At 51.4% G+C, this 25,027-nt stretch carries 27 protein-coding genes and 1 riboswitch; of the genes, 26 read left to right on the forward strand and 1 reads right to left on the reverse strand.

Annotated features, from left to right (window positions below; all coding sequences use genetic code 11):
• Positions 1–246: 246 nt before the first annotated feature.
• The 7 genes from ACFQ88_RS00190 (at position 247) to sigF (ending at position 6,274) form a co-directional block, all read left to right on the forward strand.
• Entirely contained in the window at positions 247–648 is a 402-nt protein-coding gene (locus ACFQ88_RS00190; RefSeq protein ID WP_239634328.1) for a flagellar protein, read from the forward strand.
• A gap of 423 nt (positions 649–1,071) precedes the next feature.
• Positions 1,072–1,449, forward strand: coding sequence for a cupredoxin domain-containing protein (locus tag ACFQ88_RS00195; RefSeq protein WP_239634329.1), 378 nt, complete (start codon positions 1,072–1,074; stop codon positions 1,447–1,449).
• A gap of 138 nt (positions 1,450–1,587) precedes the next feature.
• Positions 1,588–2,928 carry a pyrimidine-nucleoside phosphorylase gene (locus tag ACFQ88_RS00200; protein WP_379451272.1) on the forward strand — a complete coding sequence of 447 codons (1,341 nt, stop codon included), beginning with the start codon at positions 1,588–1,590 and terminating at the stop codon, positions 2,926–2,928.
• 447 nt (positions 2,929–3,375) lie between these two features.
• The gene (locus ACFQ88_RS00205) at positions 3,376–4,557 is read left to right on the forward strand and encodes a D-alanyl-D-alanine carboxypeptidase family protein (RefSeq protein ID WP_239634331.1); all 1,182 of its coding nucleotides are present in this window, start codon (positions 3,376–3,378) and stop codon (positions 4,555–4,557) included.
• Positions 4,558–4,710: 153 nt separating this feature from the next.
• On the forward strand, positions 4,711–5,064 hold the full coding sequence (gene spoIIAA, locus ACFQ88_RS00210; RefSeq protein WP_239634332.1) for an anti-sigma F factor antagonist: 354 nt from the start codon (positions 4,711–4,713) through the stop codon (positions 5,062–5,064).
• Positions 5,061–5,507 (forward strand): anti-sigma F factor, encoded by a 447-nt coding sequence (gene spoIIAB, locus ACFQ88_RS00215; protein WP_239634333.1) that lies wholly within the window; start codon positions 5,061–5,063, stop codon positions 5,505–5,507. The genes spoIIAA and spoIIAB overlap by 4 nt, the downstream gene beginning before the upstream one ends.
• 11 nt (positions 5,508–5,518) lie before the next feature.
• Positions 5,519–6,274: an RNA polymerase sporulation sigma factor SigF gene (sigF, locus tag ACFQ88_RS00220; protein WP_239634334.1), complete on the forward strand. Its 756-nt coding sequence runs from the start codon at positions 5,519–5,521 to the stop codon at positions 6,272–6,274.
• Positions 6,275–6,481: 207 nt separating this feature from the next.
• On the opposite strand, the gene ACFQ88_RS00225 is transcribed toward sigF, so the two are convergent.
• Complete coding sequence (locus ACFQ88_RS00225) at positions 6,482–6,697, reverse strand: DUF378 domain-containing protein (RefSeq protein WP_239634335.1); 216 nt, start codon at positions 6,695–6,697, stop codon at positions 6,482–6,484.
• Between the two features lie 166 nt (positions 6,698–6,863).
• Here ACFQ88_RS00225 and ACFQ88_RS00230 point away from each other — a divergent pair, with 166 nt between their 5' ends.
• From ACFQ88_RS00230 to ACFQ88_RS00320, 19 genes are all read left to right on the forward strand, one after another.
• Positions 6,864–7,496, forward strand: coding sequence for a stage V sporulation protein AA (locus tag ACFQ88_RS00230; protein WP_239634336.1), 633 nt, complete (start codon positions 6,864–6,866; stop codon positions 7,494–7,496).
• Entirely contained in the window at positions 7,493–7,918 is a 426-nt protein-coding gene (locus ACFQ88_RS00235) for a stage V sporulation protein AB (RefSeq protein ID WP_239634337.1), read from the forward strand. The genes ACFQ88_RS00230 and ACFQ88_RS00235 overlap by 4 nt, the downstream gene beginning before the upstream one ends.
• 167 nt (positions 7,919–8,085) lie before the next feature.
• Positions 8,086–9,921 (forward strand): spore germination protein, encoded by a 1,836-nt coding sequence (locus ACFQ88_RS00240; RefSeq protein WP_239635365.1) that lies wholly within the window; start codon positions 8,086–8,088, stop codon positions 9,919–9,921.
• 93 nt (positions 9,922–10,014) lie between these two features.
• The gene (gene lysA, locus ACFQ88_RS00245) at positions 10,015–11,346 is read left to right on the forward strand and encodes a diaminopimelate decarboxylase (protein ID WP_239634338.1); all 1,332 of its coding nucleotides are present in this window, start codon (positions 10,015–10,017) and stop codon (positions 11,344–11,346) included.
• A gap of 142 nt (positions 11,347–11,488) precedes the next feature.
• A complete protein-coding gene (locus tag ACFQ88_RS00250; protein ID WP_239634339.1) occupies positions 11,489–11,920 on the forward strand; it encodes a peptidylprolyl isomerase in 432 nt (143 codons plus the stop codon).
• Between the two features lie 183 nt (positions 11,921–12,103).
• Positions 12,104–13,210 (forward strand): phosphodiester glycosidase family protein, encoded by a 1,107-nt coding sequence (locus ACFQ88_RS00255; RefSeq protein WP_379451273.1) that lies wholly within the window; start codon positions 12,104–12,106, stop codon positions 13,208–13,210.
• A 107-nt stretch (positions 13,211–13,317) separates the two neighbouring features.
• A riboswitch (FMN riboswitch) is annotated at positions 13,318–13,469 on the forward strand.
• Positions 13,470–13,838: 369 nt separating this feature from the next.
• Positions 13,839–14,948: a bifunctional diaminohydroxyphosphoribosylaminopyrimidine deaminase/5-amino-6-(5-phosphoribosylamino)uracil reductase RibD gene (gene ribD, locus ACFQ88_RS00260; protein ID WP_379451274.1), complete on the forward strand. Its 1,110-nt coding sequence runs from the start codon at positions 13,839–13,841 to the stop codon at positions 14,946–14,948.
• A gap of 4 nt (positions 14,949–14,952) precedes the next feature.
• Positions 14,953–15,621 (forward strand): riboflavin synthase, encoded by a 669-nt coding sequence (gene ribE / locus ACFQ88_RS00265; protein ID WP_379451275.1) that lies wholly within the window; start codon positions 14,953–14,955, stop codon positions 15,619–15,621.
• 35 nt (positions 15,622–15,656) lie between these two features.
• Complete coding sequence (locus tag ACFQ88_RS00270) at positions 15,657–16,865, forward strand: bifunctional 3,4-dihydroxy-2-butanone-4-phosphate synthase/GTP cyclohydrolase II (protein WP_239634343.1); 1,209 nt, start codon at positions 15,657–15,659, stop codon at positions 16,863–16,865.
• A gap of 137 nt (positions 16,866–17,002) precedes the next feature.
• Positions 17,003–17,470, forward strand: coding sequence for a 6,7-dimethyl-8-ribityllumazine synthase (ribH, locus tag ACFQ88_RS00275; protein ID WP_379451276.1), 468 nt, complete (start codon positions 17,003–17,005; stop codon positions 17,468–17,470).
• 125 nt (positions 17,471–17,595) lie between these two features.
• Complete coding sequence (locus ACFQ88_RS00280) at positions 17,596–18,387, forward strand: segregation and condensation protein A (protein ID WP_239634345.1); 792 nt, start codon at positions 17,596–17,598, stop codon at positions 18,385–18,387.
• Positions 18,356–18,979, forward strand: a complete 624-nt coding sequence (gene scpB, locus ACFQ88_RS00285; RefSeq protein WP_239634346.1) for an SMC-Scp complex subunit ScpB — start codon at positions 18,356–18,358, stop codon at positions 18,977–18,979. Before ACFQ88_RS00280 ends, scpB begins: the two co-directional genes overlap by 32 nt.
• Before the next feature lie 139 nt (positions 18,980–19,118).
• On the forward strand, positions 19,119–19,796 hold the full coding sequence (locus tag ACFQ88_RS00290) for a DUF2953 domain-containing protein (protein WP_239634347.1): 678 nt from the start codon (positions 19,119–19,121) through the stop codon (positions 19,794–19,796).
• A 133-nt stretch (positions 19,797–19,929) separates the two neighbouring features.
• Complete coding sequence (gene ytfJ, locus ACFQ88_RS00295) at positions 19,930–20,409, forward strand: GerW family sporulation protein (protein ID WP_239634348.1); 480 nt, start codon at positions 19,930–19,932, stop codon at positions 20,407–20,409.
• Positions 20,410–20,551: 142 nt separating this feature from the next.
• Positions 20,552–21,637 (forward strand): HD-GYP domain-containing protein, encoded by a 1,086-nt coding sequence (locus ACFQ88_RS00300; protein ID WP_379451277.1) that lies wholly within the window; start codon positions 20,552–20,554, stop codon positions 21,635–21,637.
• Between the two features lie 27 nt (positions 21,638–21,664).
• Complete coding sequence (locus ACFQ88_RS00305) at positions 21,665–22,345, forward strand: SOS response-associated peptidase (RefSeq protein WP_379451278.1); 681 nt, start codon at positions 21,665–21,667, stop codon at positions 22,343–22,345.
• A 296-nt stretch (positions 22,346–22,641) separates the two neighbouring features.
• The gene (locus tag ACFQ88_RS00310; protein ID WP_379451279.1) at positions 22,642–23,817 is read left to right on the forward strand and encodes a D-alanyl-D-alanine carboxypeptidase family protein; all 1,176 of its coding nucleotides are present in this window, start codon (positions 22,642–22,644) and stop codon (positions 23,815–23,817) included.
• Positions 23,818–23,849: 32 nt separating this feature from the next.
• Positions 23,850–24,470, forward strand: a complete 621-nt coding sequence (locus ACFQ88_RS00315) for a nucleoside recognition domain-containing protein (RefSeq protein WP_239634351.1) — start codon at positions 23,850–23,852, stop codon at positions 24,468–24,470.
• 6 nt (positions 24,471–24,476) lie between these two features.
• Positions 24,477–25,010: a spore maturation protein gene (locus ACFQ88_RS00320; RefSeq protein WP_239634352.1), complete on the forward strand. Its 534-nt coding sequence runs from the start codon at positions 24,477–24,479 to the stop codon at positions 25,008–25,010.
• Positions 25,011–25,027: the final 17 nt, after the last annotated feature.

Genomic DNA, 25,027 nt, shown 5'->3' on the forward strand with positions numbered 1-25,027 from the left:
GCTAGTGCGGGTCGTCGTATTCTGGTTGGCGTGACCTTGCTGCTTGTCTGACATGCTGTTCACCTCCGCTGCCGCGTTGTAGCCTGGAAATAGGCTTTTATAGTATGACAAGCCGTTATTGTACATATACATGAGTATAGACGTAATAAAAAAACGTTAATTTGGTGTAGATAGGTCTTTTAGACCACCGATAATCATGTTATACTGTGGGTACAAGGGACTATAAACGGTTGGGAAGTGACAGAGATGAGTATTCTGGCAGTGGCTAATTGTCCCGGTTGCGGGAGAGTGTTTCAGCGGAACCTGCGCAACATGTGCACAGATTGCATGAAGTCGCTTGATAGTGAGTTCGATATATGTTACCGGTTTATGCTGCAAAATCGCAAGGCTACGACAGAACAGCTCCGATCGGCAACAGGAGTATCCTCGCAACGGCTTACAGCATGGATTAAAGAAAAGCGGCTGTCGGTGAAGGATTTTCCCCATTTGTCTTATCCGTGCAACAGCTGCGGAGTCCCGATCCACCAGAATCAGCTATGCGTTTCATGCAGCAGCAGAATATCAAGAGATATTCGTGATTTGCTGCATAAGGAAGAGAAAGTCGCCAGCGCGGGTATCGGCTTCAGAAGCCTTCGCAGGACGAATTAGCACGAGAGATCATCCCTGGTCGATGGACCGGGGATTTTTGCTTTTGCGACATTTTATGATAGAATGACTTCTGAACAGCGCAGATTGTTAAATTGTCACAAATTTTTCACCTGATTCCCTCGAAAGGGAATAGGTAAAGAGCGTTTCATTTTGTACAATAAACCTATACGAGGTAGTTCAAAAAGTCGTCTTTTGATCCCGAAGCAGGTCACGAAGCAAATTCGGCATCGAATCTTGCACTTACCTTCGAAGGAGCTATGCTTACGAAGTAAGCTCACGGAAAGCTCTATGGTGCTCATGTAGGCCTTTCCCTACACTCGGCTCCTCCTTCAGGTTCTCACAACCTTCTCGGTGCTGAAAACCCGACTTTTTGAATATGCACTATACGTCTATTGGTAAAACTGTTAGGGGGATATTTCCAAGATGCAAAAGTGGATTATGTTCAGTTTGTTTATCGTAGCCTGTTTACTGGGTGCGGGAGTGTTGTTCCAAAATATTTCCGAGCGTCAAGCAGAGATGGCTTCGGAATCCAAGGCTGGACCACAGTTGAAATTCATCGCTTCGAATTATCAATTCGACAAGGCTGAGTATACCGTGAAAGCTGGCGAGAAAGTAACGGTTTCTTTGCAAAATAAAGAAGGTCTCCATGCTATGGAAATTGTCGGTTTGAACGTAAAGCTCGATAACAACACCAAATCGGCCGAAGTTACTTTTGACAAACCAGGCACTTACGAGGTCCATTGTGTGCTCCCTTGCGGTCCGGGACATGCTCAAATGATCTCCAAGCTTGTTGTTCAATAATCAACTCATTACTATGTGTTCCTTGGGAGCTGTCTGCTCGACGAATCGTCGGGTTGGGCAGCTTCCTTTTCTTTTTATGCTGTGACCGATATAATAACAGGAAATAGTTGTTATCCTGATCAATCGAGGTGACCGGCAATGAGAACTGTAGATTTGATTCAACGCAAACGGGATGGAGAAACGCTATCGACAGAGGAAATCGAATATTTGATTCACGGGTACAGCACAGGAGACATCCCGGATTATCAAATGTCGGCGTTCGCTATGGCCGTCTTTTTTCGGGGCATGTCCGCCAAAGAAACGGCCGATCTGACTTTGGCCATGGCCCGGTCGGGAGATCAGGTTGATTTGAGCTCGATCCCCGGTGTGAAGGTCGATAAGCACAGCACCGGCGGTGTAGGAGATACGACGACATTGATATTAGCCCCGCTGGTAGCGGCGGCAGGCATTCCGGTTGCCAAAATGTCCGGCAGAGGTCTCGGGCACACGGGAGGGACCATAGATAAGCTCGAGGCGATCGAAGGCTATCGGGTGGAATTGACGAAAGAGCAATTTCTGCAGCAGGTTACTGACATCGGGGTTTCGGTTATTAGTCAGTCGGGCAATATTACGCCTGCAGATAAGAAGCTATACGGACTTCGCGACGTTACCGCCACGGTCGAGTCGATTCCTCTTATTGCCAGCTCGATTATGAGCAAGAAAATCGCCTCTGGCGCAGACGCCATCGTACTCGATGTGAAAACCGGCAGCGGAGCGTTCATGAAATCGCTCGAAGGCTCCATTGAGCTGGCGAAGGCGATGGTGGAAATCGGGGAACAGGTAGGCAGGGAGACCGTAGCCGTCATTACGAATATGGATGAGCCTCTTGGACTAGCGATAGGCAATGCGCTGGAGGTCCGGGAAGCGATTGAGACGCTGCAAGGCTCCGGACCGGATGACTTGACGGAGCTGTGTCTTCTGCTTGGAGCCCACATGATCCAGCTGGGCGGGAAAGCGGCCACCTACGATGAAGCGAGAGAAAAGATGGAACAGCTTCTGCACAATGGAGAAGCATTGGATAAGCTTAAGCGGCTTATTGCCGCTCAAGGCGGCGATAAAGAGCTGGCCGATCATCCGGACCGGCTGCCGTCGGCTCCATATCAGGCCGAGGTCTTGGCTGCTGAGGACGGATTCGTGTCGCACATCGATGCGGAGGAGCTTGGCGTGACGGCGATGATGCTGGGAGCGGGGAGAGCTACGAAGGAAGATCGGATTGATCTTGCCGTCGGCATGGTGCTGCGCAAAAAAGTCGGAGACGCGGTAAAAGCGGGAGAGCCGCTCGCCGTGCTCCACATGAATCGGAACGAAACGATGTTCACAGAGGAGATGACTCAGCGTACGCGCCGTGCGTTTACATTAACGGGGAATGCCGTTAAGAAGCCTCCGCTAGTCTATGCGGTAGTTTCCAAGCACGGCGTGCAGATGCTGCACAACGAATAATCAGTGTAATTGCCGGGGCGGCTGAGCCCCGGTTTTTTTGTTTGGAGGAGCATGAAGTTTAAATAGATGGTTTTCAGTGTTACAAAATCAAAGGCTAGTGGAAGTCAGCTCAGGTAGAACAAAAGAGGGAATGGATGTGGGGTGAAGAAGCGGCAGCGTCCGCCTTTGAAGCTCGTGTTCCAACCGCTGTAAACCTATGATCAGGAACATGAGCTTCAACAGCGGTCGGAATCCTACAGCCAATTCCCTCCCCGCGCGCCAACGTGTGGGTCAAGTCAGGGCTTGTTTGATTTTCCAAACTCTTTGCTCCAACAATTGCTAAAGAATGTTCATAAAGCGGTACTGCTGCAGAGGTGGCATTGATTTTCCTGCGTTTGGAATATTTTACAGCAAACTCGTCAACACTGATTAGCAGTAGTATAACTTATTTTGGAGGGGTAGAAAGGTATGTTCAACAAGGCAATCAAGCTGTTCGTTTCTATCTCGCTGCTAATGTCTTTGGCATTGCCGGCGGTGTTTGCGGAGGAGAAACAAGCTCCGAATCAAGCAGTGGATATGGCACCTAATGCAGCTTCGGCCGCAGTAATTGATGCGGATACCGGCACGGTGATCTTTGAGAAAAATAAAGACGCCAAGCTGCCCCCAGCCAGTATTACGAAAATTATGACCATGCTGCTCATTATGGAAGCATTGGATCAAGGCAAGATCAAGATGGACGACAAGGTGCGTACAAGCGAATACGCTGCGTCCATGGGAGGCTCGCAAATTTTCCTGGAGCCAGGTGAGGAAATGACGGTCCAGGATATGCTGAAAGGAATTGCGATGGCATCGGGTAACGACGCATCGGTTGCCATGGCGGAGAAGCTGGCCGGATCAGAGCAAGCCTTCGTCCAAATGATGAACGACCGCGCAAAGCAGCTAGGGATGAACAACACCCGATTTGCCAACTGTAACGGGCTCCCTGCGGACAATCATTATTCCTCCGCGTACGATATTGCCATCATGTCCCGCGAGCTGCTAAAGCACGAGGAAATCACCCAATTTACCGGCGCTTACCAGGACTACTTGCGCAAGGATACGCCGAAGCCGTTCTGGCTTGTGAATACAAACAAGCTGGTTCGTTTCTACAGCGGAGCCGACGGGCTGAAGACAGGGTATACGAGCGAAGCGAAGTTTTGCTTATCTGCGACTGCCAGACGCGACAACATGCGCGTAATCAGCGTCGTTATGGGTGAGCCGGATACGAAAACACGCAATTCGGAAGTGTCCAGTCTATTCGACTATGCTTTCTCGCAATATACGAATATGCCGATTTTCAACAAAGGAGATTCGCTCGGCCAAATGAAGGTGGGCAAAGGCGAACAACCGTCGGTTGAGCTGACCGCTCCGCAAAAATACAGCGTGCTTCTGAAAAAAGGCGAGGCAGCGGAAGGAATCCGCCATGAGGTTCAACTGCAGGATAACCTAAAGGCTCCTGTTGCTCAAGGGCAGCCGATAGGCAAAATCGTTGTTTATAAAAATGACCAGGTGCTGTCGGAGTTTCAACTGCAATCTCCGGTCGACGTGAAAAAAGCAGGCTGGTGGACGTTGACGAAACGGACAACCAAGCGTTTGTTCTTCATAGATTAGCACCAAGCTTAAAGCTCTGTTCTTAAGCAGGCGCAAGCACAAAATGTCGCATTTCTTCTTTTTGTAGCGCATTTCTTCTAGTTTTGTCGGGTGGCAGGAAAAGGGAAAACCCGTGTAGAAATGAGTGTGCATGAAAGGGAAGGAGTGAGCAGCTTGAGTCTGCATATTGAACTGGAGCATCACCGGAAGGCCCTTATTGTGAGGCTGAAAGGCGAACTGGACCATCATACCGCCGACATCGTGAAGTCGCGTATGGAGGAAGCCTTGGAGAAAGGCGAAACAAGCCACATTATCTTAAGCTTGAAGGAGTTATCCTTCATGGATAGCTCCGGGCTCGGGGTCATTCTCGGACGCTACAAGCAAATCACGGCCAGAGGCGGGAAAATGGTCGTCTGCGACGTTAACCCATCGGTCTACCGTTTGTTTGAAATGTCTGGTTTGTTTAAAATTTTGTCCATCCAGGATAACGAAAGACAAGCTCTCACCAGTTTGGAGGTCGTATCATGAGTGAACGAAATTTTATGACGCTTCAGTTAGCCAGCCGTTCCGAGAATGAATCGTTTGCCCGTGTTACCGTTGCCGCGTTCGTATCCCAGCTGGATCCGACTCTGGATGAGCTGACCGATTTGAAAACCGTTGTCTCGGAAGCTGTCACCAATGCCGTCATTCATGGCTACGACAACCGTCCGGACGGCGTTATCACTATTCATGCCGAGATGGACGGAGACACAGTCTACTTGACTATCGAGGATCAAGGGGCCGGTATCGAGGATCTGGAGCAGGCAAAACAGCCGTTATATACTTCCAAGCCGGAGCTGGAACGATCGGGTATGGGATTTACGATTATGGAAAATTTCATGGATGAGATCGAAATTACGACCGCCGTCGGCGTGGGAACAAAAATAAAAATGAAAAAGCGAATTGAATCTAAAAAAGCTTTATTCAATTAGGGGTCTGATCTATGGATGTCGATTTGAAACATGCCTCCCACAGCTATTTGGATGATGCCGAAGTCAAAAGGTTAATTGCTTTGAGTCAATCCGGAGATGCGTTGGCCAGAGAAACGCTGGTGAACTGCAATATCCGTTTGGTTTGGTCCGTCGTGCAGCGCTTTTTGAACCGGGGTTACGAAGCAGAGGATTTGTTCCAAATTGGCTGCATTGGATTGTTAAAGTCGGTAGATAAATTCGATCTGTCGTATGACGTGAAATTTTCTACTTATGCTGTCCCTATGATCATAGGTGAAATCCAGCGGTTTTTGCGGGATGACGGCACGCTGAAGGTGAGCCGGTCTTTGAAGGAGCTTGCGAACAAAATCCGCAAGACGAAGGACGAGCTGTCGAAGCGTAACGGGCGTCTCCCGACCATCAACGAAGTAGCGAACGAGCTGCAAATCTCTCCGGAGGACGTCGTCTTCGCCCAGGAAGCGAACAAGCCGCTCTCCTCGATCCACGAGACCGTATTTGAGAACGACGGAGATCCGATTACGCTTATGGATCAAATCGCCGATGACGGTCAGGATAAATGGTTCGAGAAGCTGGCCTTGAACGAAGCCATCGGGAGCTTGACGGAACGGGAGCGGCTCATCGTATATTTGCGCTATTTCCGCGATCAGACGCAATCCGAGGTGGCGACCCGGCTCGGGATATCCCAGGTTCAGGTCTCGCGCTTGGAGAAAAAAATATTGCAATCGATCAAGGATCAGATTGCTCAATAAACACAAAAAGACCGATTAGACCGCATTAAGGATGCGGGCTGCCGGTCTTTTTTACTTATAAAGAGTCATACACCCCGCAAAGTATCGGATTGCCTTCGCAGCGAAAGCTCCACTTTACGGGGTTTTCTCACGTGAGTCGCCTATATGGCGTTAGTCTGATAGAAGCTGCCAACCAACGGTTTGCCAAATGGCGCCGCCTGCGTTTGGTTATCTTGCTCTGGATCTGGACTCGTCCGTGAATAAATATTTCAAGCAGTACAATCCGGACAAGCCTACAAGCGTGTATACGATTCGACTGATTCCCGAAGATTCACGATGGACGTCGCCGCCGAAAATAGCCGTCACCAGGTCCCATTCGAACAACCCGATAAGCAGCCAGTTCAAAGCGCCGATAATAACAAGCGTTAATGCCACTTTACCCATTTGGAGCACCCTTTCCTGGGAATAGAGTTAATGTCGTACTTATACTTTTTCAAAATCATGCGTATTTTATACGCGCTTGCAAGTGAATTTTTGCCATGCTCTCCGATGACTATCCATCAACCGAAGGATTCATACTATGGGATAAATGCACAAGGGAGTGATTGGGATGAATCCGGCCTCCAAACCAACTTTGTATATCCGGTTGCGAAAGCACATTTGCGTTCAGCCGGGAGAATCCATCTTTCTCGGCAGAATCGCGCAGCTGCTTGTTGACCCCGAATATGAAGAAGCGCTGAGCAAGCTGCTGCTCCATAAGCCGAGAGAACGCGAAGGCAACAAAATCTTGATCGATATGATGCTGATCGTTCAAAAGATCAAGGAGAAGTATCCTTTTTTTCAAATCGAGCATTTCGGTGAGCCGCACTGTCTGGTGGAAATCCACGAATTGCGCAAGCCGCCGAATATTTTGATGATTGTAGGAGTGTGGCTTCTTTTATTTGTCGGGTCCGGACTGGCCATTATGAATTTTCATGCCGATGTTAGCATGGCGCTGGTACATCAGCGAATTTACCAGCTGCTTACAGGGAAATGGGTAGAGCACCCGCTGCTGCTACAAATTCCATACTCTTTCGGGATCGGAATCGGGATGATCGTTTTTTTCAATCATTTGTTCAAAAAGAAATTTAACGAAGAACCGAGTCCGCTGGAGGTGGAAATGTTTCTTTATCAGGAAAATATCAATATGTATGTCGTCACGGAAGAATACGCAAAAATTCATGAAGCGGGGGAAAAGCGATGAGCGGTTGGCTGGCGGTACCTCTGCAAATGTTTATCGGTTTGGCGGGAGGCGTCGCTGTCGGCAGCGGAATGGTCGCATTTCTGGTTGTTTTGGACGTTATCCCCAGGCTGGCGCAAATTACGAGGACGTATCATCTCATCCGCTGGTATGAAGTCTCGGTCGTTGCGGGCTCGTTGTTTTTTACCGCAACGGATTTTTTCAACTGGTCGTACTCCTTCTTTCCGTTGGCAGCCGGGCTGTTCGGAGTGTTTGCCGGAGCATTCGTAGGGATGCTTGCGGGAGCGCTGACGGAAATCGTCAACGTCCTGCCGATATTGACCAAGCGGATCGGGATGGGGTCCTACATGATCTGGCTGCTTATGGCCATGATCTTCGGCAAAGTGCTTGGTTCTTTGCTGGATTGGCTCAATTTCCTCGGATAAGAAGAACGGTATGTAATCAGTGTAGCTCATGAAAGGGGATGGATTTATTGAAGAAAACCACTACAAATACAATCAAACCAAAACAAATATCGAATCACCATACCGATGAAGTGAAGGAAGAGCCTAAGCTCGAGATCGACCGGGAAGGAAATATATTGTCATCGCCCATGGATTGGCACGTCCCGGAATCCGAGATCGAGGCGGTTCCCGGGCAAGAGCGGGATGAGCTTGAGGGGGAGCGTGAGGAGGAGCGTGAGCTTAAGGAATCAAAGCGTGACGATGCCGATGAGGATAGGGAGGAATCGATAGCGGCACGCTTCAAAAAGCACCCCGAGGAAGATCAGGGGAGTGTCGAAGCCAAGCGCGATGATGCTGCTGATGAGCGGAGCCGGGAGCCTAGACCGGCACGCGTTGTGAAGCATAAGGATGAGGGGCGCCGCAGCGCTCGTGCTGCATCTGAAGACCAAAACCAGAACAATACAAGGAACAAAGAGGACCATATTCCGGACGATTTTGAGGCGCTGAAGAAGCTGCTGGAAAAACAAGTCGGTCTGAATCAAAGCTTCGATGTCGTGTTCCGCGAAATGGTGTTCGGCGGTCACAAAACCGGTATCTTTTATTATAACGGCTTCGCCAAGGACACGGTGCTTACCATGATCCTGGACAGGCTGTCCGATGCGGAGATCGGAGAACGGCAGATCAAGGGAGATACTACCGAATCTCCTATCGACCATCAAGAGCAGGGCGGCAAAGGGCATGCTACGGTGCAGCTGTTCATGGATGCGATCATTCCGCACATTCAGGTCAAGCAGACGGACAAGCTGAGCGAAGTGATCGATAATGTATCGATGGGCGCTTCCTGCTTCTTCTTCGAGGGAGCTACGTCGGCAATTGTGGTCGATGCCAAAAGCTTCCCGGTCCGGTCCACCGAGGAGCCGGATTTGGAGCGCGTCGTCCGGGGGGCGAGGGACGGCTTCGTCGAGACGCTGCTCACGAACGTTACTTTGCTGAGACGCCGCATCCGAGATCCGAAGCTGAAGCTCGAGATGCTGCGCGCGGGAAGAAGAACGCATACCGACATCTGCATGGCGTACATCGACGATATTTGCGATCCGCATTTGGTGGAGTCCATTCGCGATAAAATTCAGCAGGTCGAGGTGGACGGCCTGCCGTTGGCCGAGAAGCAATTGGAGGAAGCGATAGTCGGAAGAGGGTGGAATCCATATCCTATGGTCCGCTATTCGGAGCGGCCGGATATCGTCTCGGTCCATTTGCTGGAAGGACATGTAGCGGTATTCGTCGACACGTCTCCGAGTGTCATCATCCTGCCTACGACGTTCTTCCATCATGTGCAGCATGCGGAGGAGTACAGACAAACTCCTGCAGTGGGCACGTATCTAAGATGGGTACGGTTCATCGGCATTGCCGCGTCGCTCTTTTTGCTGCCCTTATGGTTTCTGCTCGTAACCTCGCCCGAGCTGAAGCCGGCCGGCTTCGAATTTCTGGGTCCGCAGAAAAGCGGCAAGCTTCCACTACTCGTACAGTTTCTGGTAGCGGAGCTGGGTATCGATCTAATGCGGATGGCGGCGGTTCATACGCCTTCACCGCTGGCGACGGCGATGGGCTTGGTCGCCGCCATCCTGGTAGGAGACGTAGCGGTCAAGACCGGCTTATTCGTCAACGAGGTCATCCTATACTTGGCCATTGCCGCTGTCGGCACCTTCGCCACTCCGAGCTACGAGCTGAGCTTGGCCAACCGTTTAGCCCGGCTCGCGCTGCTCATATTGACAGCCGTCTTCAAAATTCCGGGGCTGGTCATCGGCTGCACCGCGCTCGCGCTGTATTTGTCCACAAGACGCTCGTACAATGCGCCTTACATGTGGCCGTTCATCCCGTTTAATGTCAAGGCGTTAACCGAGATCCTGCTCCGGCGCCCGTTTCTGGCCAGGAAAAACCGTATGAGCCTGACACAGCCGACCGACAACTCACGTCAGCCGAAATAATGAGGCCGCTCCTCAAGGCTGATTGTTGTTGTCAGCCTGCCTCGGATTATGGTAATTTAGTAGTAATGTTCAGGGGGAAGAGGGAAGCGGACAATGTACTTACATGGAACAAGTAAAATTAACGATAAAGGGCATCTTGAAATCGGCGGCTGCGACACGACGGAGCTGGTAGAACGTTTTGGAACTCCGCTCTATGTCATGGACGAAGCGTTGATTCGCCGGCGCTCCTCCGAATACGTAAGCGCGTTTCGCGCTTCCGGCTTGAAATTCCAGGTCGCCTATGCTAGCAAAGCATTTTGCGTTATGGCCATGTGCCGTTTGGCCGAAGAAGAAGGGCTTTCGCTGGACGTCGTGTCCGACGGCGAGCTGTATACGGCGCTTCAGGCAGGATTCCCTGCCGACCGCATTCATTTCCATGGCAACAACAAATCGCCGCAGGAGATTGAGATGGCGATCGATGCGAAGATCGGCTGTTTTGTCGTCGATAATATGGTAGAGCTTCATTTGCTCAATGCTATCGCCGGAGAAAAGCGTCAAAAGGTCAATATTTTATTCCGATTGACTCCAGGCGTTGAAGCTCATACACACGAATACATTTCCACAGGCCAGATCGATTCCAAATTCGGCCTGGATCTTGATAACGGTTCGGCTTACCGCGCCGTGCAGGAAGCCGTTCAGCTTCCGAACATCGAACTGCTGGGCGTTCATTCGCACATCGGCTCGCAAATTTTTGAAGTGGAAGGCTTCCAGTTGGCCGTTGACAAAGTCGTAGCCTTCGCGGCAAAAGTGAGAGACGAATTGAACGTCGTCTTCTCGGTCGTCAACCTGGGCGGAGGCTTCGGAATCCGCTATGTGGACGGAGATACGCCATTGCCGGTGGCGAAGTATGTAGAGGCCATTACCAATTCGGTCAAAACGAATTTCGGCAAATACAGCTATCCGACTCCGGAAATTTGGGTGGAGCCGGGCCGCAGCATTGTAGGCGAATCCGGTACGACGCTGTATACGGTCGGAACGTACAAAGATATTCCGGGCGTCCGCAAGTACGTGGCGGTAGACGGCGGAATGTCGGATAATCCGCGTCCGGCGTTGTACGAATCCCGCTATGAAGCGCTGCTCGCCAACCGGGCCTCCGAGGCGGAGGAAGAGCTCGTCTCCATAGCCGGCAAATGCTGCGAGAGCGGCGACATGCTGATCTGGGACGTGAATTTGCCCAAGGTGAACAGCGGCGACGTACTGGCGGTTTCCTGCACAGGAGCGTACAACTATGCTATGGCAAGCAATTACAACCGAATCCGCAGACCGGCGGTTGTGTTCGTCAAGGACGGCGAGGCCGACGTGGTCGTGCAGCGGGAGTCGTTCGACAATATCGTAGGCAACGATGTCATTCCGACCCGATTGAAGCAGGTTTCCAAAACCGTCTGATCGTTACGGTATACCGATCGTCCATGAATCCGGCCACGGCTTAGCGTGAGCCGGATTTTTTTCAGGAGGCACAGTTCCTTGTGAACCAAGGTGCGATATAGTACAATAAGAAGCATTGACCGATAAAAGGAGTGTACATATCATGGCAAAACAAGCTCAAATTAAACTTGCAAACGGCGGCGAAGTAGTCATCGACTTGTTCGACAAAGACGCGCCTAACACCGTGGCTAACTTCGAAAAATTGGCTAACGAAGGCTTCTACGACGGTCTCGTATTCCATCGCGTCATTCCAGGCTTCGTAGCGCAAGGCGGATGCCCGCAGGGGACAGGCACAGGCGGCCCGGGCTACCAAATCAACTGCGAAATCAATCCGAATAAGCATGAGCGCGGCACATTGGCTATGGCGCATGCAGGACGCAACACCGGCGGCAGCCAATTCTACATCTGCTATCAGCCGCAGCCGCATCTGGACGGCCAGCATACCGTATTCGGTAAAGTGGCTTCCGGTATGGAGCTCGTTGACGAATTCAAAGGCAGAGACCGTATGGAAACGGTTCGAGTGGTTGAGGTTTAATTTCCATTTCAGAGGTAAACAATGAGGAAGCCGAGTGCTCTTTCGATAAAGGGTGCTCGGCTTTTTTGTGCGCTCCGAAGACATTTCATTACATTACCAGTTCATTTTCACGTTTTTTTCATGGTATTGTTGTTATTAGGATTGTTTGCAGCTAGATTACTAGATTGAAAGTAGGGAATATCGTTGGAAAGCAATCATGAAATCTACGTTCCTCAGCCGCGGAACATCAGGAAACGGGTGCGCAAGCGCCGCGGACGGGGACTTCTGTACAGCTTTATTGTATTGCTCGGCTTGTCCTCCGGATTTGCCGTCTGGTTTTTTGGGATGGAGTCCGGCTCGACCTTACGCTACATGATGGCGGACACGCTGATAACGACCCAGCACCGCAGCTGGGCCCGATACTTGATTGGCGATGAGGAGCTGAACCGCAGGGTCGCGGATTACGATAAACGGTTTAACGAAATGGCGGAGATTAAAGATCAGAACAATATCGATCTTACGCACAGCAGGGACAAGGAAGTAGAAGTCGAGCAAATTGAAGGCAAAAATTTCAAAGGGCATATTTTATACGTTCATGATCCCAAGATGATCCGGGTGGTTACTACCGGGATTGTCGGGCAAGGGGAGCAAATATTAAGCATGGTGCAGCGGACGGGAGCCATTGCCGGCGTGAATGGCGGAGCCTTCGACGATCCGAACTGGGACGGGAACGGATTCAAGCCTGCCGGCGTGGTCATGTCCGGAGGCAAGCTGCTCTACAGCGACGGCGGGATGGAGGATCCGGTCAATGTCGTAGGGATCGACAGGAACGGATTGATGGTGGCTGGCCGGTACAAGCCGTCCGAGCTGATCAAGATGGGAGTCAACGAAGCGGTGACGTTCCAGCCGAAGTTTATCGTCAACGGCAAAGGCTTGATCCGCAATGCGGCCGACGGCTGGGGCATCGCTCCGCGGACGAGCATGGCGCAGAAGCAGGACGGGACGATTATGTTCGTCGTAATCGACGGGCGGCAGCCGGGATACTCTATCGGAGCTACGCTGTACGACGTGCAAAACCTGCTGCTCGAAAGAGGCGCAGTAACCGCAGCGAACCTCGACGGGGGCTCCTCCTCCGTCCTGGTCAAGGACAATCAAGTCGTCAATAAGCCTTCCAGCAGCTATGGAATGCGCTACTTGCCGACGGCGTTTCTCGTGTTCAGCCAACCGGAGAAAGTCGCAGTGAAGAACATCTGGGAAAACATCGACATGGAGCATTTCAACAGCTCTTACAAACCGTTCGCGTCCCAGTAGACAGCCCGCTGTAAGTATGGTCTGCAGGCGGAGAGCAAGAAAAGCCTTGCATTTTGAGTTTGATGGTGATATCATTCACACAAACGTCAGTTGTATAACTGGCGCCATATTTCCTTCGGGGCGGGGTGCAATTCCCCACCGGCGGTGATGGGGAGCGAAGGCTCCGCTCAGTCCGTGACCCGCGCTGCAGCTTGATGCAGGCGGCTGACTCGGTGTAACTCCGAGACCGACAGTATAGTCTGGATGGGAGAAGGAAAAATGCGAACGTGCTATGTCGTCATGGCTGTTATTGGCTATGCGGACGTTTTTTCAGCGTGCTTAAGTAACGATTTCTAATTGGCATGCAGGAAGAGAGTCCGGATGGAGTTGAGCTGGGACATTCCGTACAATGCGATGCAGTGACTCGGGGAACGCTCGGCGGGAGACGTTTATTTGACGTATCCGCTAAGGGGATTACTCTTTGGTTTTGTTGAGTCTGTTTAGTATTGCGGATTTCGGTCACTTCGGACGAACATGCTTTGTATTTGCGTTTTTTTCGTATACCTATCAAACACGCCCCTTTTTCTGCGAGGAAAAAGCGGGCTTTTTTTGTTGCCTTGGAGAGGTTAAGCAAAAGGAGAGGTAACGCGTGGAGCTGTTGAACGATGAATTTTACATGAAGCTTGCCTTGCAGCTGGCCGAAGGAGCCGCAGGACAAACCGGCATCAATCCCGCCGTAGGCTGCGTGCTCGTCAAGGACGGCCGAATCGTTGGCATGGGCGCGCATTTGAAGCGGGGGACTCCGCACGCGGAAATTCATGCGCTGCAGATGGCCGGCGAGGAAGCCGCCGGCTGTACGGCTTACGTTACACTCGAGCCGTGCAGCCACTTCGGCAAGACGCCTCCTTGCAGCGACCGGCTCATCAAGGAGAATGTGAAGCGGGTGGTTGTCGCTACAACGGACCCGAACCCGCTGGTTGCCGGAGCTGGCGTAGAACGGCTGCGAGCGCACGGCATTGAAGTGAGCGTCGGGCTGCTCGCAGAGGAATCCCGCCGGTTGAACGAAGCGTTCAACAAATTCATTATGACGCGGCTGCCGTTCGTTACGCTGAAGACGGCCAGCACGCTGGACGGCAAAATCGCCTCCAAAACCGGGGACAGCAAATGGATCACGAATGCCGACTCGCGGGCTTTCGTTCATACGCTGCGCCACCGGAACCAGGCGATCATGGTTGGAGTCGGAACCGTATTGGCCGACGATCCGCTGCTGACGACGCGCCTGGACGTGCCTGCGCAAAATCCGATCCGGATCATTGCCGATTCCGCGCTCCGTATCCCGCTTACCGCCCAAGTCGTTCGCGACCGGTCCGCAGAGACCGTTGTGCTTACAACGGCGGATGCTAATCCAGCCAAGAGAGCGGAGCTGGAGCAAGCAGGGGTGACGGTGCTGGCCTGCGGCGAGGGGAGCCGGGTGGATCTGCAAGAGGCGATGCGCCGGCTGGGAGAGCGCGATATCGCCACTATTTTGCTGGAAGGCGGAGGCGCATTGAACGGAGCGATGCTGGAGCAGCAGCTTATCGACAAGATGCTGTTGTTCTACGCTCCCAAAATTATCGGAGGCGCCGAAGCGCCGTCGAACTTCCAATTCGCCGGGTTCGAGCGGATGAACGACGCGATTCGGCTGGAACGGGTAAAGGTGTCTCAATTCGGAGACGATGTATGTATAGCCGGTTATCCTGATTACGGAAGCGGGGTGTAATGGAGTGTTTACAGGCATTATTGAGGAAATAGGCACGATGCGCCGAATGACCAGGCAGGGACAAGCCATGGTACTAACTATCGGCTGCAAAAAAATACTGGAGGACGTGCATCTGGGAGACAGCATTTCCGTAAACGGCGTCTGCTTGACGGTAGTTCAATATGATGAATCGTCGATTACGGTCGATGTGATGCCGGAGACGTTCCGCAGGACGACATTGGAGAGACTCCATATCGGGGATGCCGTCAATCTGGAAAGAGCCATGCTAGCCGGAGGACGGTTCGGAGGCCACATTGTGCAGGGACACGTCGATTCCACCGGGATCATCACGTCCAGAACCCCTGAGGCGAATGCGGTTGTGTTTCAAGTGGAGCCCGCGGATCCGGGCATATTAAAATATATGATCCCGCACGGGTCTATTACGATCGACGGCATCAGTTTGACGCTGGTTCAAGTGACGAAGCAGCATGCCACGGTATCCATTATTCCTCATACGCTGGCGCAAACGGTATTGCAGCATAAGAAGCCCGGAGATGAAGTGAACTTGGAGGCGGATGTGCTGGGCAAATATATTGAGAAGCTGCTTCTGTCGAGAGAGGGCGAGCCCGGCGGAGCTTCCGGCAAGCAGGGAAGTCTGACGGAGGCATTTTTGGCGGAGAACGGATTTATTTAATAGACCAATCAGATATAGAAAGGCAGGGACGGGATATGAGTGAACTGAGTCCATTCCATACTATTGAGGAAGCCATCTACGACTTGATGCTGGGAAAAATCGTCATTGTTGTTGATGACGAGGATCGCGAGAATGAAGGCGATTTTATTGCTCTTGCTGAGAAAGCAACGCCGGAAGTGATTAATTTCATGATTAAGGAAGGCCGCGGACTTGTCTGCGTGCCCATTACGGAGGAAAGAGCCCAGGAGCTTGATCTGCCGCCGATGGTGAACCGGAATACAGACTATCACGGGACCGCGTTTACCGTATCGGTTGATTATGCCGAGACGACAACAGGGATTTCCGCATCGGAGCGTTCCCGCACGGTTCAAGCTTTGATCGATTCGGCGACGAAGCCGCAAAGCTTCCGGCGTCCAGGACATATTTTCCCTCTTATTGCCAAGAAAGGCGGAGTACTTAGAAGAGCGGGACATACCGAAGCAGGCGTCGATTTGGCTCAATTGTGCGGCTCCTATCCCGCGGCGGTGATTTGCGAAGTCATCAAGGAAGACGGCGAAATGGCACGCGTACCCGAATTGCTGGAGTTCAGCCGCAAGCATGATATGAAGATCATTACGATCAAGGATCTGATTCAGTACCGCAATCATAAGGAGAAGCTCGTCCAGCGAGAGGTGGAAGCCAATCTGCCTACCGATTTCGGCGTTTTTAAAGCGATAGCCTACTCCAATGTCGTCGATCAGAAGGAGCATGTCGCCATTGTAAAAGGCAAGATCAGCGATTCGGCTCCGACACTCGTAAGAGTTCATTCCGAATGCTTGACCGGCGACGTGTTCCACTCTCACCGCTGCGACTGCGGACCTCAGCTGGAGGCGGCTCTGAAGCAAATCGACGAGGAAGGCTCCGGCGTTCTCCTTTACATGCGTCAGGAAGGCCGCGGCATCGGGCTGATTAACAAGCTGAAGGCTTACGTGCTGCAGGAGCAGGGGCTGGATACGGTCGACGCCAACTTGAAGCTCGGCTTTGCCCCGGATTTGCGGGATTACGGCATCGGTGCGCAAATTCTCAAGGATTTGGGCATCAAAAAAATCCGGCTGCTCACGAACAATCCGCGCAAAATTAAGGGACTCGAGGGCTACGGCCTGGAAGTCGTCGAGCGCGTGCCGATTCAAATGGAAGAGAACGAATCGAACTCGAACTATTTGCATACAAAGCAGGAAAAGCTCGGCCATATGCTGCGTTTTTAAACGGCGGGCCAATGCCTAACATTACGCTTGCTCCGGGACTTCTTCAGATCCGATGCCGATAGCATTTTGAAGGTACGAAGCTCTGAAGGCTTCCCGACAAAAAAATATACGATACCTTGGAAGGATGTTGACAAGACATGGCGAAAGTATACGAAGGACATTTAGTATCAACCGGACTGAAATACGGCATCGTGGTAGGCCGTTTCAATGAATTTATTACGAGCAAGCTGCTTGGCGGCGCTTTGGACGCATTGAAGCGTCACGGGGTTCAAGAGGATGAAATCGAAATCGCCTGGGTACCCGGAGCGTTTGAAATTTCGCTTATCGCACAAAAAATGGCGGAGAGCGGCAAGTACGATGCCGTCATTACACTGGGAGCGGTCATCCGCGGTTCAACGCCTCATTTCGATTACGTGTGCAACGAAGCGGCTAAGGGCGTAGCAGCCATCAGTCTGAAAACAGGGATACCGACAATCTTCGGCGTATTGACGACGGATTCGATCGAGCAGGCTGTGGAACGCGCTGGCACGAAAGCCGGCAACAAAGGCTGGGAAGCGGCGACTACCGCTATCGAGATGGCGAATTTGACCAAACAGCTTTCCTAACTTACAATGGATAATTAGGTAGCGCTGCAAATGCTGTCATTTTTTCGCGAAAAATATTTCGCTTCGAATGCTATCGGTCTTCGCAGCGCGCCAAATTATCCAGATTTTTTAGGGGGAAGCTTTACTTGGAGAAGGTTACATACAAGTTAGATACGTTTGAAGGCCCCCTTGATTTGCTTCTTCACTTAATCGATAAATCCGAAATCGACATTTATAATATTCCGATTAAAGAAATAACGGATCAATATATGGAATACCTGGATGCGATGCAGGAGCTGGAGCTTGAGATTACAAGCGAGTTCCTGGTCATGGCCGCTACGCTCTTGTCGATTAAGAGCAAGATGCTGCTGCCTAAGCCTCCTATCATCGAGGATTTTGAATACGACGATTACATGATGGATGAAGATTATGACCCGCGGGCGGAGCTCGTTGCCAAGCTGATCGAATACCGGAAGTACAAGGCGATTGCGGACCATCTTCGGGACAAGGAGACGGAACGCAGTCTTATTTATACCCGCGAGCCCGAAGACTTGACGCCATATGTTAGCAATGTGGTGGAAAACCCTGTGAAAGGACTTCATGTAGCCGATCTTGTATACGCTTTTCAAAAAGCGCTGCGCCGGATGGCGAGCCGCAATATGGTTGCCAAAATCCGCAAGGATGAAATATCCGTAAAAGACCGGATGAAGGAAGTCGTTCAGCTGCTGGAGGAGATTGGCGGCAAAGTGCTGTTTTCCAAGCTCATTGATAACGATACGACGAAGGAAGGCATTGTAACGACGTTCTTGGCCCTGCTCGAATTGATGAAAGTAAAAGCAATCGTCTGCTATCAGCACCGGTTGTTTGAAGATATAGTGATTCAGGCAAGAGAGGAAGGAAAGACCGATGGATTTTCAACAGATGAAATCAGTTATTGAAGGCTTGCTGTTCGTGGCAGGGGACGAGGGTCTGGATGCCAAGCAGCTGGCTGAAGTGATGGAGCAGCATACTGATTTCGTCAAGGAACTGGTGTTGGATTTGCAAGCTGATTTGCAGCGTGACCAGAGGGGGCTGCAGATTGTGGAGATGGCGGGGGCATATCAGCTTACGACGCTGCCCGCGCATGCGCCGTATTTTGAACGGTTAGCCTATTCGCCCACCCGTTCCTCGCTATCCCAGGCGGCACTGGAAACACTCGCGATTGTCGCCTATAAGCAGCCGATTACGAGAGTGGAGATTGAAGAAATCCGCGGCGTCAAGGCGGAAAGAGCATTGCAGACGCTGGTTGCCAAAGACTTGATCCAAGAGGTGGACCGCGCGGATGCGCCGGGAAGACCTATTTTGTACGGGACGACCAAAGCATTCCTTGATTATTTTGCGTTAAGCAGCATCGACGAGCTTCCGGAAACCTCGCTGTTCCAAAACGACGATAATCTGGAAGAAGAGACAAGGCTGCTGTTCGATAAGCTGGACGCGAAGCAAATCGATGATCAGCAGATGACGTTCGACGACGTATCCGACTTGGAATAATCCGGATTGGCCCCAAGCAGCGAATGTTTTACCAATACAGGGCTATACTAACTCCTGAATGAGAGGAAGCGGGTGCTTCCGCATGAGGAGTTTTTTGTGCTTCTCGAAAGTTCGGTCATGTGTTGCGGGGAGGTTAAGCATGAGTTGGCCCTGGATTGTCGGTGCGGTGGTTGTCCTAGTATTCCTGCTTGCCGCCAGCAGCATTCAATGCCGGTTTTCCGTAATTCGGAGACAGCAGGATGACGATATTACCGTTGATCTTCATACGATGTACGGCTTGGTAAAGCGGCGGTTGACGATTCCCGTTATCAAGTTCATGAATGTCAATGACGGAGTGGGATTTAAAAAGGAAGTTGTGAATAAAGCCGATCAACAGCTCCAGCAGGATACGAAGGATCGGCTTACAAGCGAAAAAATAAAAACTGCTTTTGAAAATGCCCAAGTATTATTGGCTAATTGCTTTCATTTTAACACCTGGCTCAGGGATACATTAAGCCGTGTGCGCTGCACGGGGTTTTATTGGAAGACGAATGTTGGGATTGGCGACGCCGCGGAAACCGCCATGACGACGGGCATGATATGGGGCCTGAAATCATCGCTGTTAGGCTTCTTGTTCCGGTTCATACAGCTTGAAACCAAACCGGCTATTCAAGTTGTTCCTCAATACAACGCAGTAGCCTTTGCCTCGGAAATTCAGGTTTTTCTGAAAATACGGGTATGGTATGTAATCATGGCCGGCATTCAATTGCTGTTCCGCATTTTGAAGGTTAAAGGCGGCTTGAAGCGCTGGAGAAGCGTGTTGTTCAAAACCTCCTGACCCTTTTCTTCGGAAGCGGGAACTGCCCGGCTGGATAGATATTACCGTACATACCCTCTCCCGCTTCGGGATATGCTATAGGTGCAAACGGAATCCTTTTGTATAAGTGTTCAGCAGAAACGGAGGAGATCAAATGTCATCACATCCAATCGAAGGCTTAATGAAAGTCGCAATGGAAAATATAAAAGAAATGGTCGATGTCAATACCATTGTCGGCGATCCGGTTGAAACGCCTGACGGCAGCGTCATTATGCCGATATCTAAGGTAGGCTTTGGTTTTGCGGCCGGGGGCAGCGAGTTTGTATCCGATGATTCCGGCAACGGAACGAGCCGCAACGATTCCATGAACGCTCATGTTTCACTTCCGTTTGGCGGCGGCAGCGGCGGCGGCGTTTCGATTACTCCGATTGCTTTCTTGGTTGTAGGCAAGCATGGAGTGAAGATCGTACCTCTTGACAATCAAACGCATTTGCTGGAGCGATTGATCGATTCGGCGCCAACTGTTGTTGACCGGATCCAAAGCATGATGAAGAATTCGAAGACAGGTGTTAACACAGCCGAAAACGGAACTCATGTTACCAACAACATCGAGAACCAGAATTTTATCGTTTAATAGGGTAGGATGGAATAATCAGGTTAGAGAAGCTGCTCATCCGTGGGCAGCTTTCTTACGTTACTTGTCCAAAAATTCGTTGCTCTTTGAAATAGTTTCTTTTATATTTAAGCTAAAAGCATGAAGTGAAAGAGGTTTTTTTGTGCGGTTATTGCCAACGCGATCTTGCATTCCAGGTATGAGGCTCGGCAAGTGCATCTTTAATGAGGACGGCATCATCCTGCTGAACGAGCATGTGGAGCTGACTCAAGGGCTGCTCAATCGGCTTCAGAATCTGGGTATCGATTTTGTTTATGTCGAGGATGAAGCGACGGACGATATAGTAGTAGAAGATCCGATTTCCGATGAGACCCGGGTCAAAGCACTCGCTGAAATAAGAAGCAACTTCCGTATCGTGATGGAAGGCAGCAGTAAAGCGAAATTTTCCAAAAGCCCCTACATGGGCAAAGCCTTTAACAACGTTATCAAAATGATTATGGATGATCTGGATTCCCGGGAAGACACGATGATCATGCTAATGAACATGAATGTGCTGAATAACTACTTGTACCAGCATTCGTTGAATGTGTGCATTTATGCGACGATGCTCGGGATGGCTCATGGATATGGCCGTGATGAATTGACGACACTTTCTCTTGGGGCGCTGCTCCACGATATTGGCAAGACCAAGATCAATCCGGACATCATCAAGAAGCCGGGGCCGTTATCTTCTGCAGAGCTAACCGAGGTACAGAAGCACGCCGAGCACGGCTTTAAACTATTGAAGGACGAGCCCAACATTCCGCTGCTTGCCGCGCACTGCGCGTTTCAGCATCACGAACGGCTGGACGGCTCCGGCTATCCTCGCGGCATCAGCGGCAATGAGATTCACGACTACGCCAAATGGATCGCAATCGTCGACAGCTACGATGCCATGACGACTCACAGGCCACACCGGTTGGCGATGCTGCCGCATCAGGCTATGGAGATTTTGTTCGCCGGCGTCGGAACGCTCTATGATCATAAGAAGGTGGCCTTGTTCCGGGATAATGTCGCGATTTACCCTTTGGGGCTTTCGGTAGAGCTCAGTACCGGGGAGCGGGGCGTAGTGGTGCGAATTAATCCGGCGGTTCCTCAGCGTCCGGTAATCCGGATTTTGGAGAACGAAGCCAAAGAGAGATTGTCACAGCCTTACGAGATTGATTTATCGGAGAAGCTTACGCTGTTTATAAACCGCGTGGACGAATGAGTTGGAGAAGGGAGATGGGGGAAAGCCATGTGCGGACGATACACGGTTACCGTTACGATGGAAGAGCTGATGCTGCACTTTATGCTGGGCAACTCATTTCAATACAGTCCCCGATACAACATCGCCCCTGGTCAATGGATTCCAGCCATCATCGGCAGTGAAGCTGCGGATCAACGCCGCATAGGCGAGCTTAGATGGGGGCTTGTGCCGCATTGGTCCAAGGAGGAGAAAGGCGGAGCGCAGCCGATCAATCTGCGTGCGGAAACCGTTGCCGAGAAGCCTTCTTTTCAGCAGCTGTTAACCCGGAAAAGATGCCTCATTCCAGCCGACGGCTTTTACGAATGGAAAAAATCCGGAAATGCCAAGCAGCCGGTCCGCTTTATCATGAAAGACCAGTCGTTGTTCGGAATGGCCGCTCTGTACGATACGTGGATTCAGCCGGACGGCGGGAAGCTGCACACCTGTACGATCATTACTACGGAACCGAATCCGCTTGTGGCCGAAGTTCATAACCGGATGCCCGTCATTTTGCCTCGCGAAGCGGAGAGCCTTTGGCTGGACCGGTCCGTGATAGACGCCAAAAAGCTGATCCCTTTGCTGCAAACCTTTCCCGAGGAGCAAATGAGGGCGTATGAAGTCGACCGGAAAGTAGGCAATTCCCGGTACGACGAGGCGGATTGTATCGAGCCTTTACAATCGCTTTGGTAACAAAGCTTACATAAAACCTGTATGGCACTTAGCTGCTGTACAGGTTTTTTTGCATATATAGAATTTATAAAATAGTGGCTCTCCGCAAAGTATCTGATTGACTTCGAAGCCAAAGTTCCGCTTTGTGGGGTTATTTTGTGCTGCCGGCGCATTCGGCCGAATGAGTCCTTTCTCAAGCAGACATTGGACATAACCTAGGTGGATAAGCATATACATGTACAAGATGGCAGAATGCGGTTGAGAAGCGTGCCATGTTCTCGCCGAGTGTATAACGGTGTAGGAGGAACGATAGCCACATGAAAAGTTGGGTTTCATTTTGGATGGCGGGAATATTGTCTGCTGCCGTGCTGATTTGGCCGTTTACGGTACAAGCTGCTCCGCCGTCGGTTAGTACGAATGCGGAAACGGCCGCATTGATCGATGTGACCTCAGGACGGATATTGTACAGCAAGCAGGGAGACAAGCCGATGCGGATCGCCAGCTTGACCAAGATCATGACGGCTATAGTTGCTATCGAGCACGGCAACCTGTCGGATAAGGTCAGAGTGAGCAAAAACGCGTTCGGCAAGGAAGGCTCCTCGATCTACTTGAAGCTGGATGAGGAAATGAGCTTGAATAACTTGCTGTACGGGATGATGCTGCGCTCGGGCAACGACGCTGCAACTGCGATTGCAGAGCATGTGGGGGGCACTGTCGAGGGCTTCGCTTACATGATGAACGAAAAGGCGCGCATGATCGGCATGGAGCGAACGACCTTCAAAAACCCTCACGGCCTCGATGCCGACGGCCACTTGTCTACAGCGAACGATATGGCAAAGCTTGCCGCTTATGCGCTTCATAATCCGGTGTTCCAGGAAATTGTCAAAACAAAGGTGAAAAAAGCCCCCAATCCTAACGATCCATGGGATTATACGTGGCTGAACAAAAATAAGATGCTGAACATGTACGATGGTGCCGACGGCGTTAAAACAGGCTATACGAAGACGGCAAAGCGGTGCCTCGTCTCCTCGGCAACCCGCAACGGACAGCAGTTGGCCGTGGTCACTTTAAACGACGGCGACGATTGGGCCGATCATGCCAAGCTGCTCGATTACGGGTTCCAAAATTACCCTCTTCAGAAGGTGATCGGCAAGGGAGACCCCGTGGAAGGCACGGAGTACGTAGCAGGCACTACCTTTATGTATCCGGTGCTGGATTCCGAGAAAGGGCAGTTCACTTCCAAAGTACAGCTGAACGCCGCGAATTCCATCAACAATAGACTAGGAGAGGCCGGAAAGCTTCAGCTTAGCTTAAGCGGCAAGCCTATAGGCAGTATTCCTGTGTATACCAAAGGAAGCCCGCGGCTGAAGCTGCCCGAGCGGCCGGCTTTTACGTTCAACCAGTCCGATAAACCGGTAGTGGGCTTTGCCGATAAATGGCTGTATACGATCCAGTTCCTGGTTCGCGTCCTGTTCACCGGCCGATCTGTATAAGTTCATGAACTAGAAAGAAAGGGGCTCGGTTTATGGTCAATCTGATCTGGCTGTTCTTCATCGTTGCCGGCTTTGCCGTCGCAGCCTTTCAAGGGAACATCGAGGTAGTAACCCAAGCGGCTTTTGACGGGGCCAAGAGCGGCGTTACCGTTTGCTTCGGGCTGATCAGCGTGATGGTGTTCTGGCTCGGAATGATGCGTATTGCCGAAGACGCCGGATTGCTGCAGAAGCTGGCTGTGCTGCTCGGGCCTATTGTACGCTTCTTGTTCCCGAGCGTCCCTAAGGATCACCCCGCTCTGGGCTACATCATGTCCAATATGAGCGCCAACATATTGGGACTCGGCAATGCAGCTACTCCGATGGGGATTAAAGCGATGCAGGAGCTGCAGCTGCTGAATCCCGACAAGGATGTGGCGAGTCCTGCGATGTGCACGCTGCTTGCTTTGAACACGGCCAGCATAACGCTGATCCCGACGACGCTGATTGCCATCCGAATGAACTACAATTCGGTCAATCCGGCGGAAATCGTCGGTACGACGCTGATGGCCACGGCGATCTCCACGCTCGCTGCCATTCTGGTCGATAAATGGTACCGGCGCAAGAGCCGGTTTATTACGGGAAGGCCTCCTGTCAATCCGAAAGGGAAAGGATGATCCGACTTGTACTCGTTCGTCAGTTTAATCTCCGCATGGGCCATTCCGGTGATCATCGTGTTCATCCCTTTGTTTGCCGCTTACCGCAAGGTTCCCGTCTACGAATCGTTCGTAGACGGGGCTAAGGACGGCTTCGATACCGCGATCCGGATTATTCCGCACCTGGTCGGCATGATGGTAGCCATCAGCGTGTTCCGCGCGTCCGGAGCCATGGAGCTGATGATCGGCTGGATCCGCCCGTTATGCGCCATGCTCGGCATTCCGAGCGAGGTACTGCCTTTGGCCATTCTGCGACCTATCACCGGTGCGGGCTCGCTTGCTTTTACCACCGACTTAATGCAGCAATTCGGTCCGGATTCGATGATCGGACGAATCGCCTCGACCATCCAGGGCAGTACGGACACGACGATGTACGTGATTACCGTTTATTTCGGAGCTATCGGCATCCGCAAAGCCAGCTACGCTCTGAAGGTAGGACTGATTTCCGATGCGGTCGGCTTCATTGCCTCCATCGTCATCTGTTATTTGGTATTTGCCTAGAACCCCTGTTTTTCTCC

Source organism: Paenibacillus sp. NPDC056579 (assembly GCF_042793215.1).
Classification (GTDB): Bacteria; Bacillota; Bacilli; order Paenibacillales; family NBRC-103111; genus Paenibacillus_S.

Bases quoted from the DNA above. Each gene is read 5' to 3' on its own strand.
- ACFQ88_RS00190 (WP_239634328.1), top strand. From the start codon at position 247: ATGAGTATTCTGGCAGTGGCTAATTGTCCCGGTTGCGGGAGAGTGTTT.
- ACFQ88_RS00195 (WP_239634329.1), top strand. From the start codon at position 1,072: ATGCAAAAGTGGATTATGTTCAGTTTGTTTATCGTAGCCTGTTTACTG.
- ACFQ88_RS00200 (WP_379451272.1), top strand. From the start codon at position 1,588: ATGAGAACTGTAGATTTGATTCAACGCAAACGGGATGGAGAAACGCTA.
- ACFQ88_RS00205 (WP_239634331.1), top strand. From the start codon at position 3,376: ATGTTCAACAAGGCAATCAAGCTGTTCGTTTCTATCTCGCTGCTAATG.
- spoIIAB (WP_239634333.1), top strand. From the start codon at position 5,061: ATGAGTGAACGAAATTTTATGACGCTTCAGTTAGCCAGCCGTTCCGAG.
- sigF (WP_239634334.1), top strand. From the start codon at position 5,519: ATGGATGTCGATTTGAAACATGCCTCCCACAGCTATTTGGATGATGCC.
- ACFQ88_RS00225 (WP_239634335.1), bottom strand. From the start codon at position 6,697: ATGGGTAAAGTGGCATTAACGCTTGTTATTATCGGCGCTTTGAACTGG.
- ACFQ88_RS00230 (WP_239634336.1), top strand. From the start codon at position 6,864: ATGAATCCGGCCTCCAAACCAACTTTGTATATCCGGTTGCGAAAGCAC.
- ACFQ88_RS00235 (WP_239634337.1), top strand. From the start codon at position 7,493: ATGAGCGGTTGGCTGGCGGTACCTCTGCAAATGTTTATCGGTTTGGCG.
- ACFQ88_RS00240 (WP_239635365.1), top strand. From the start codon at position 8,086: ATGGATTGGCACGTCCCGGAATCCGAGATCGAGGCGGTTCCCGGGCAA.
- lysA (WP_239634338.1), top strand. From the start codon at position 10,015: ATGTACTTACATGGAACAAGTAAAATTAACGATAAAGGGCATCTTGAA.
- ACFQ88_RS00250 (WP_239634339.1), top strand. From the start codon at position 11,489: ATGGCAAAACAAGCTCAAATTAAACTTGCAAACGGCGGCGAAGTAGTC.
- ACFQ88_RS00270 (WP_239634343.1), top strand. From the start codon at position 15,657: ATGAGTGAACTGAGTCCATTCCATACTATTGAGGAAGCCATCTACGAC.
- ribH (WP_379451276.1), top strand. From the start codon at position 17,003: ATGGCGAAAGTATACGAAGGACATTTAGTATCAACCGGACTGAAATAC.
- scpB (WP_239634346.1), top strand. From the start codon at position 18,356: ATGGATTTTCAACAGATGAAATCAGTTATTGAAGGCTTGCTGTTCGTG.
- ACFQ88_RS00290 (WP_239634347.1), top strand. From the start codon at position 19,119: ATGAGTTGGCCCTGGATTGTCGGTGCGGTGGTTGTCCTAGTATTCCTG.
- ytfJ (WP_239634348.1), top strand. From the start codon at position 19,930: ATGTCATCACATCCAATCGAAGGCTTAATGAAAGTCGCAATGGAAAAT.
- ACFQ88_RS00305 (WP_379451278.1), top strand. From the start codon at position 21,665: ATGTGCGGACGATACACGGTTACCGTTACGATGGAAGAGCTGATGCTG.
- ACFQ88_RS00310 (WP_379451279.1), top strand. From the start codon at position 22,642: ATGAAAAGTTGGGTTTCATTTTGGATGGCGGGAATATTGTCTGCTGCC.
- ACFQ88_RS00315 (WP_239634351.1), top strand. From the start codon at position 23,850: ATGGTCAATCTGATCTGGCTGTTCTTCATCGTTGCCGGCTTTGCCGTC.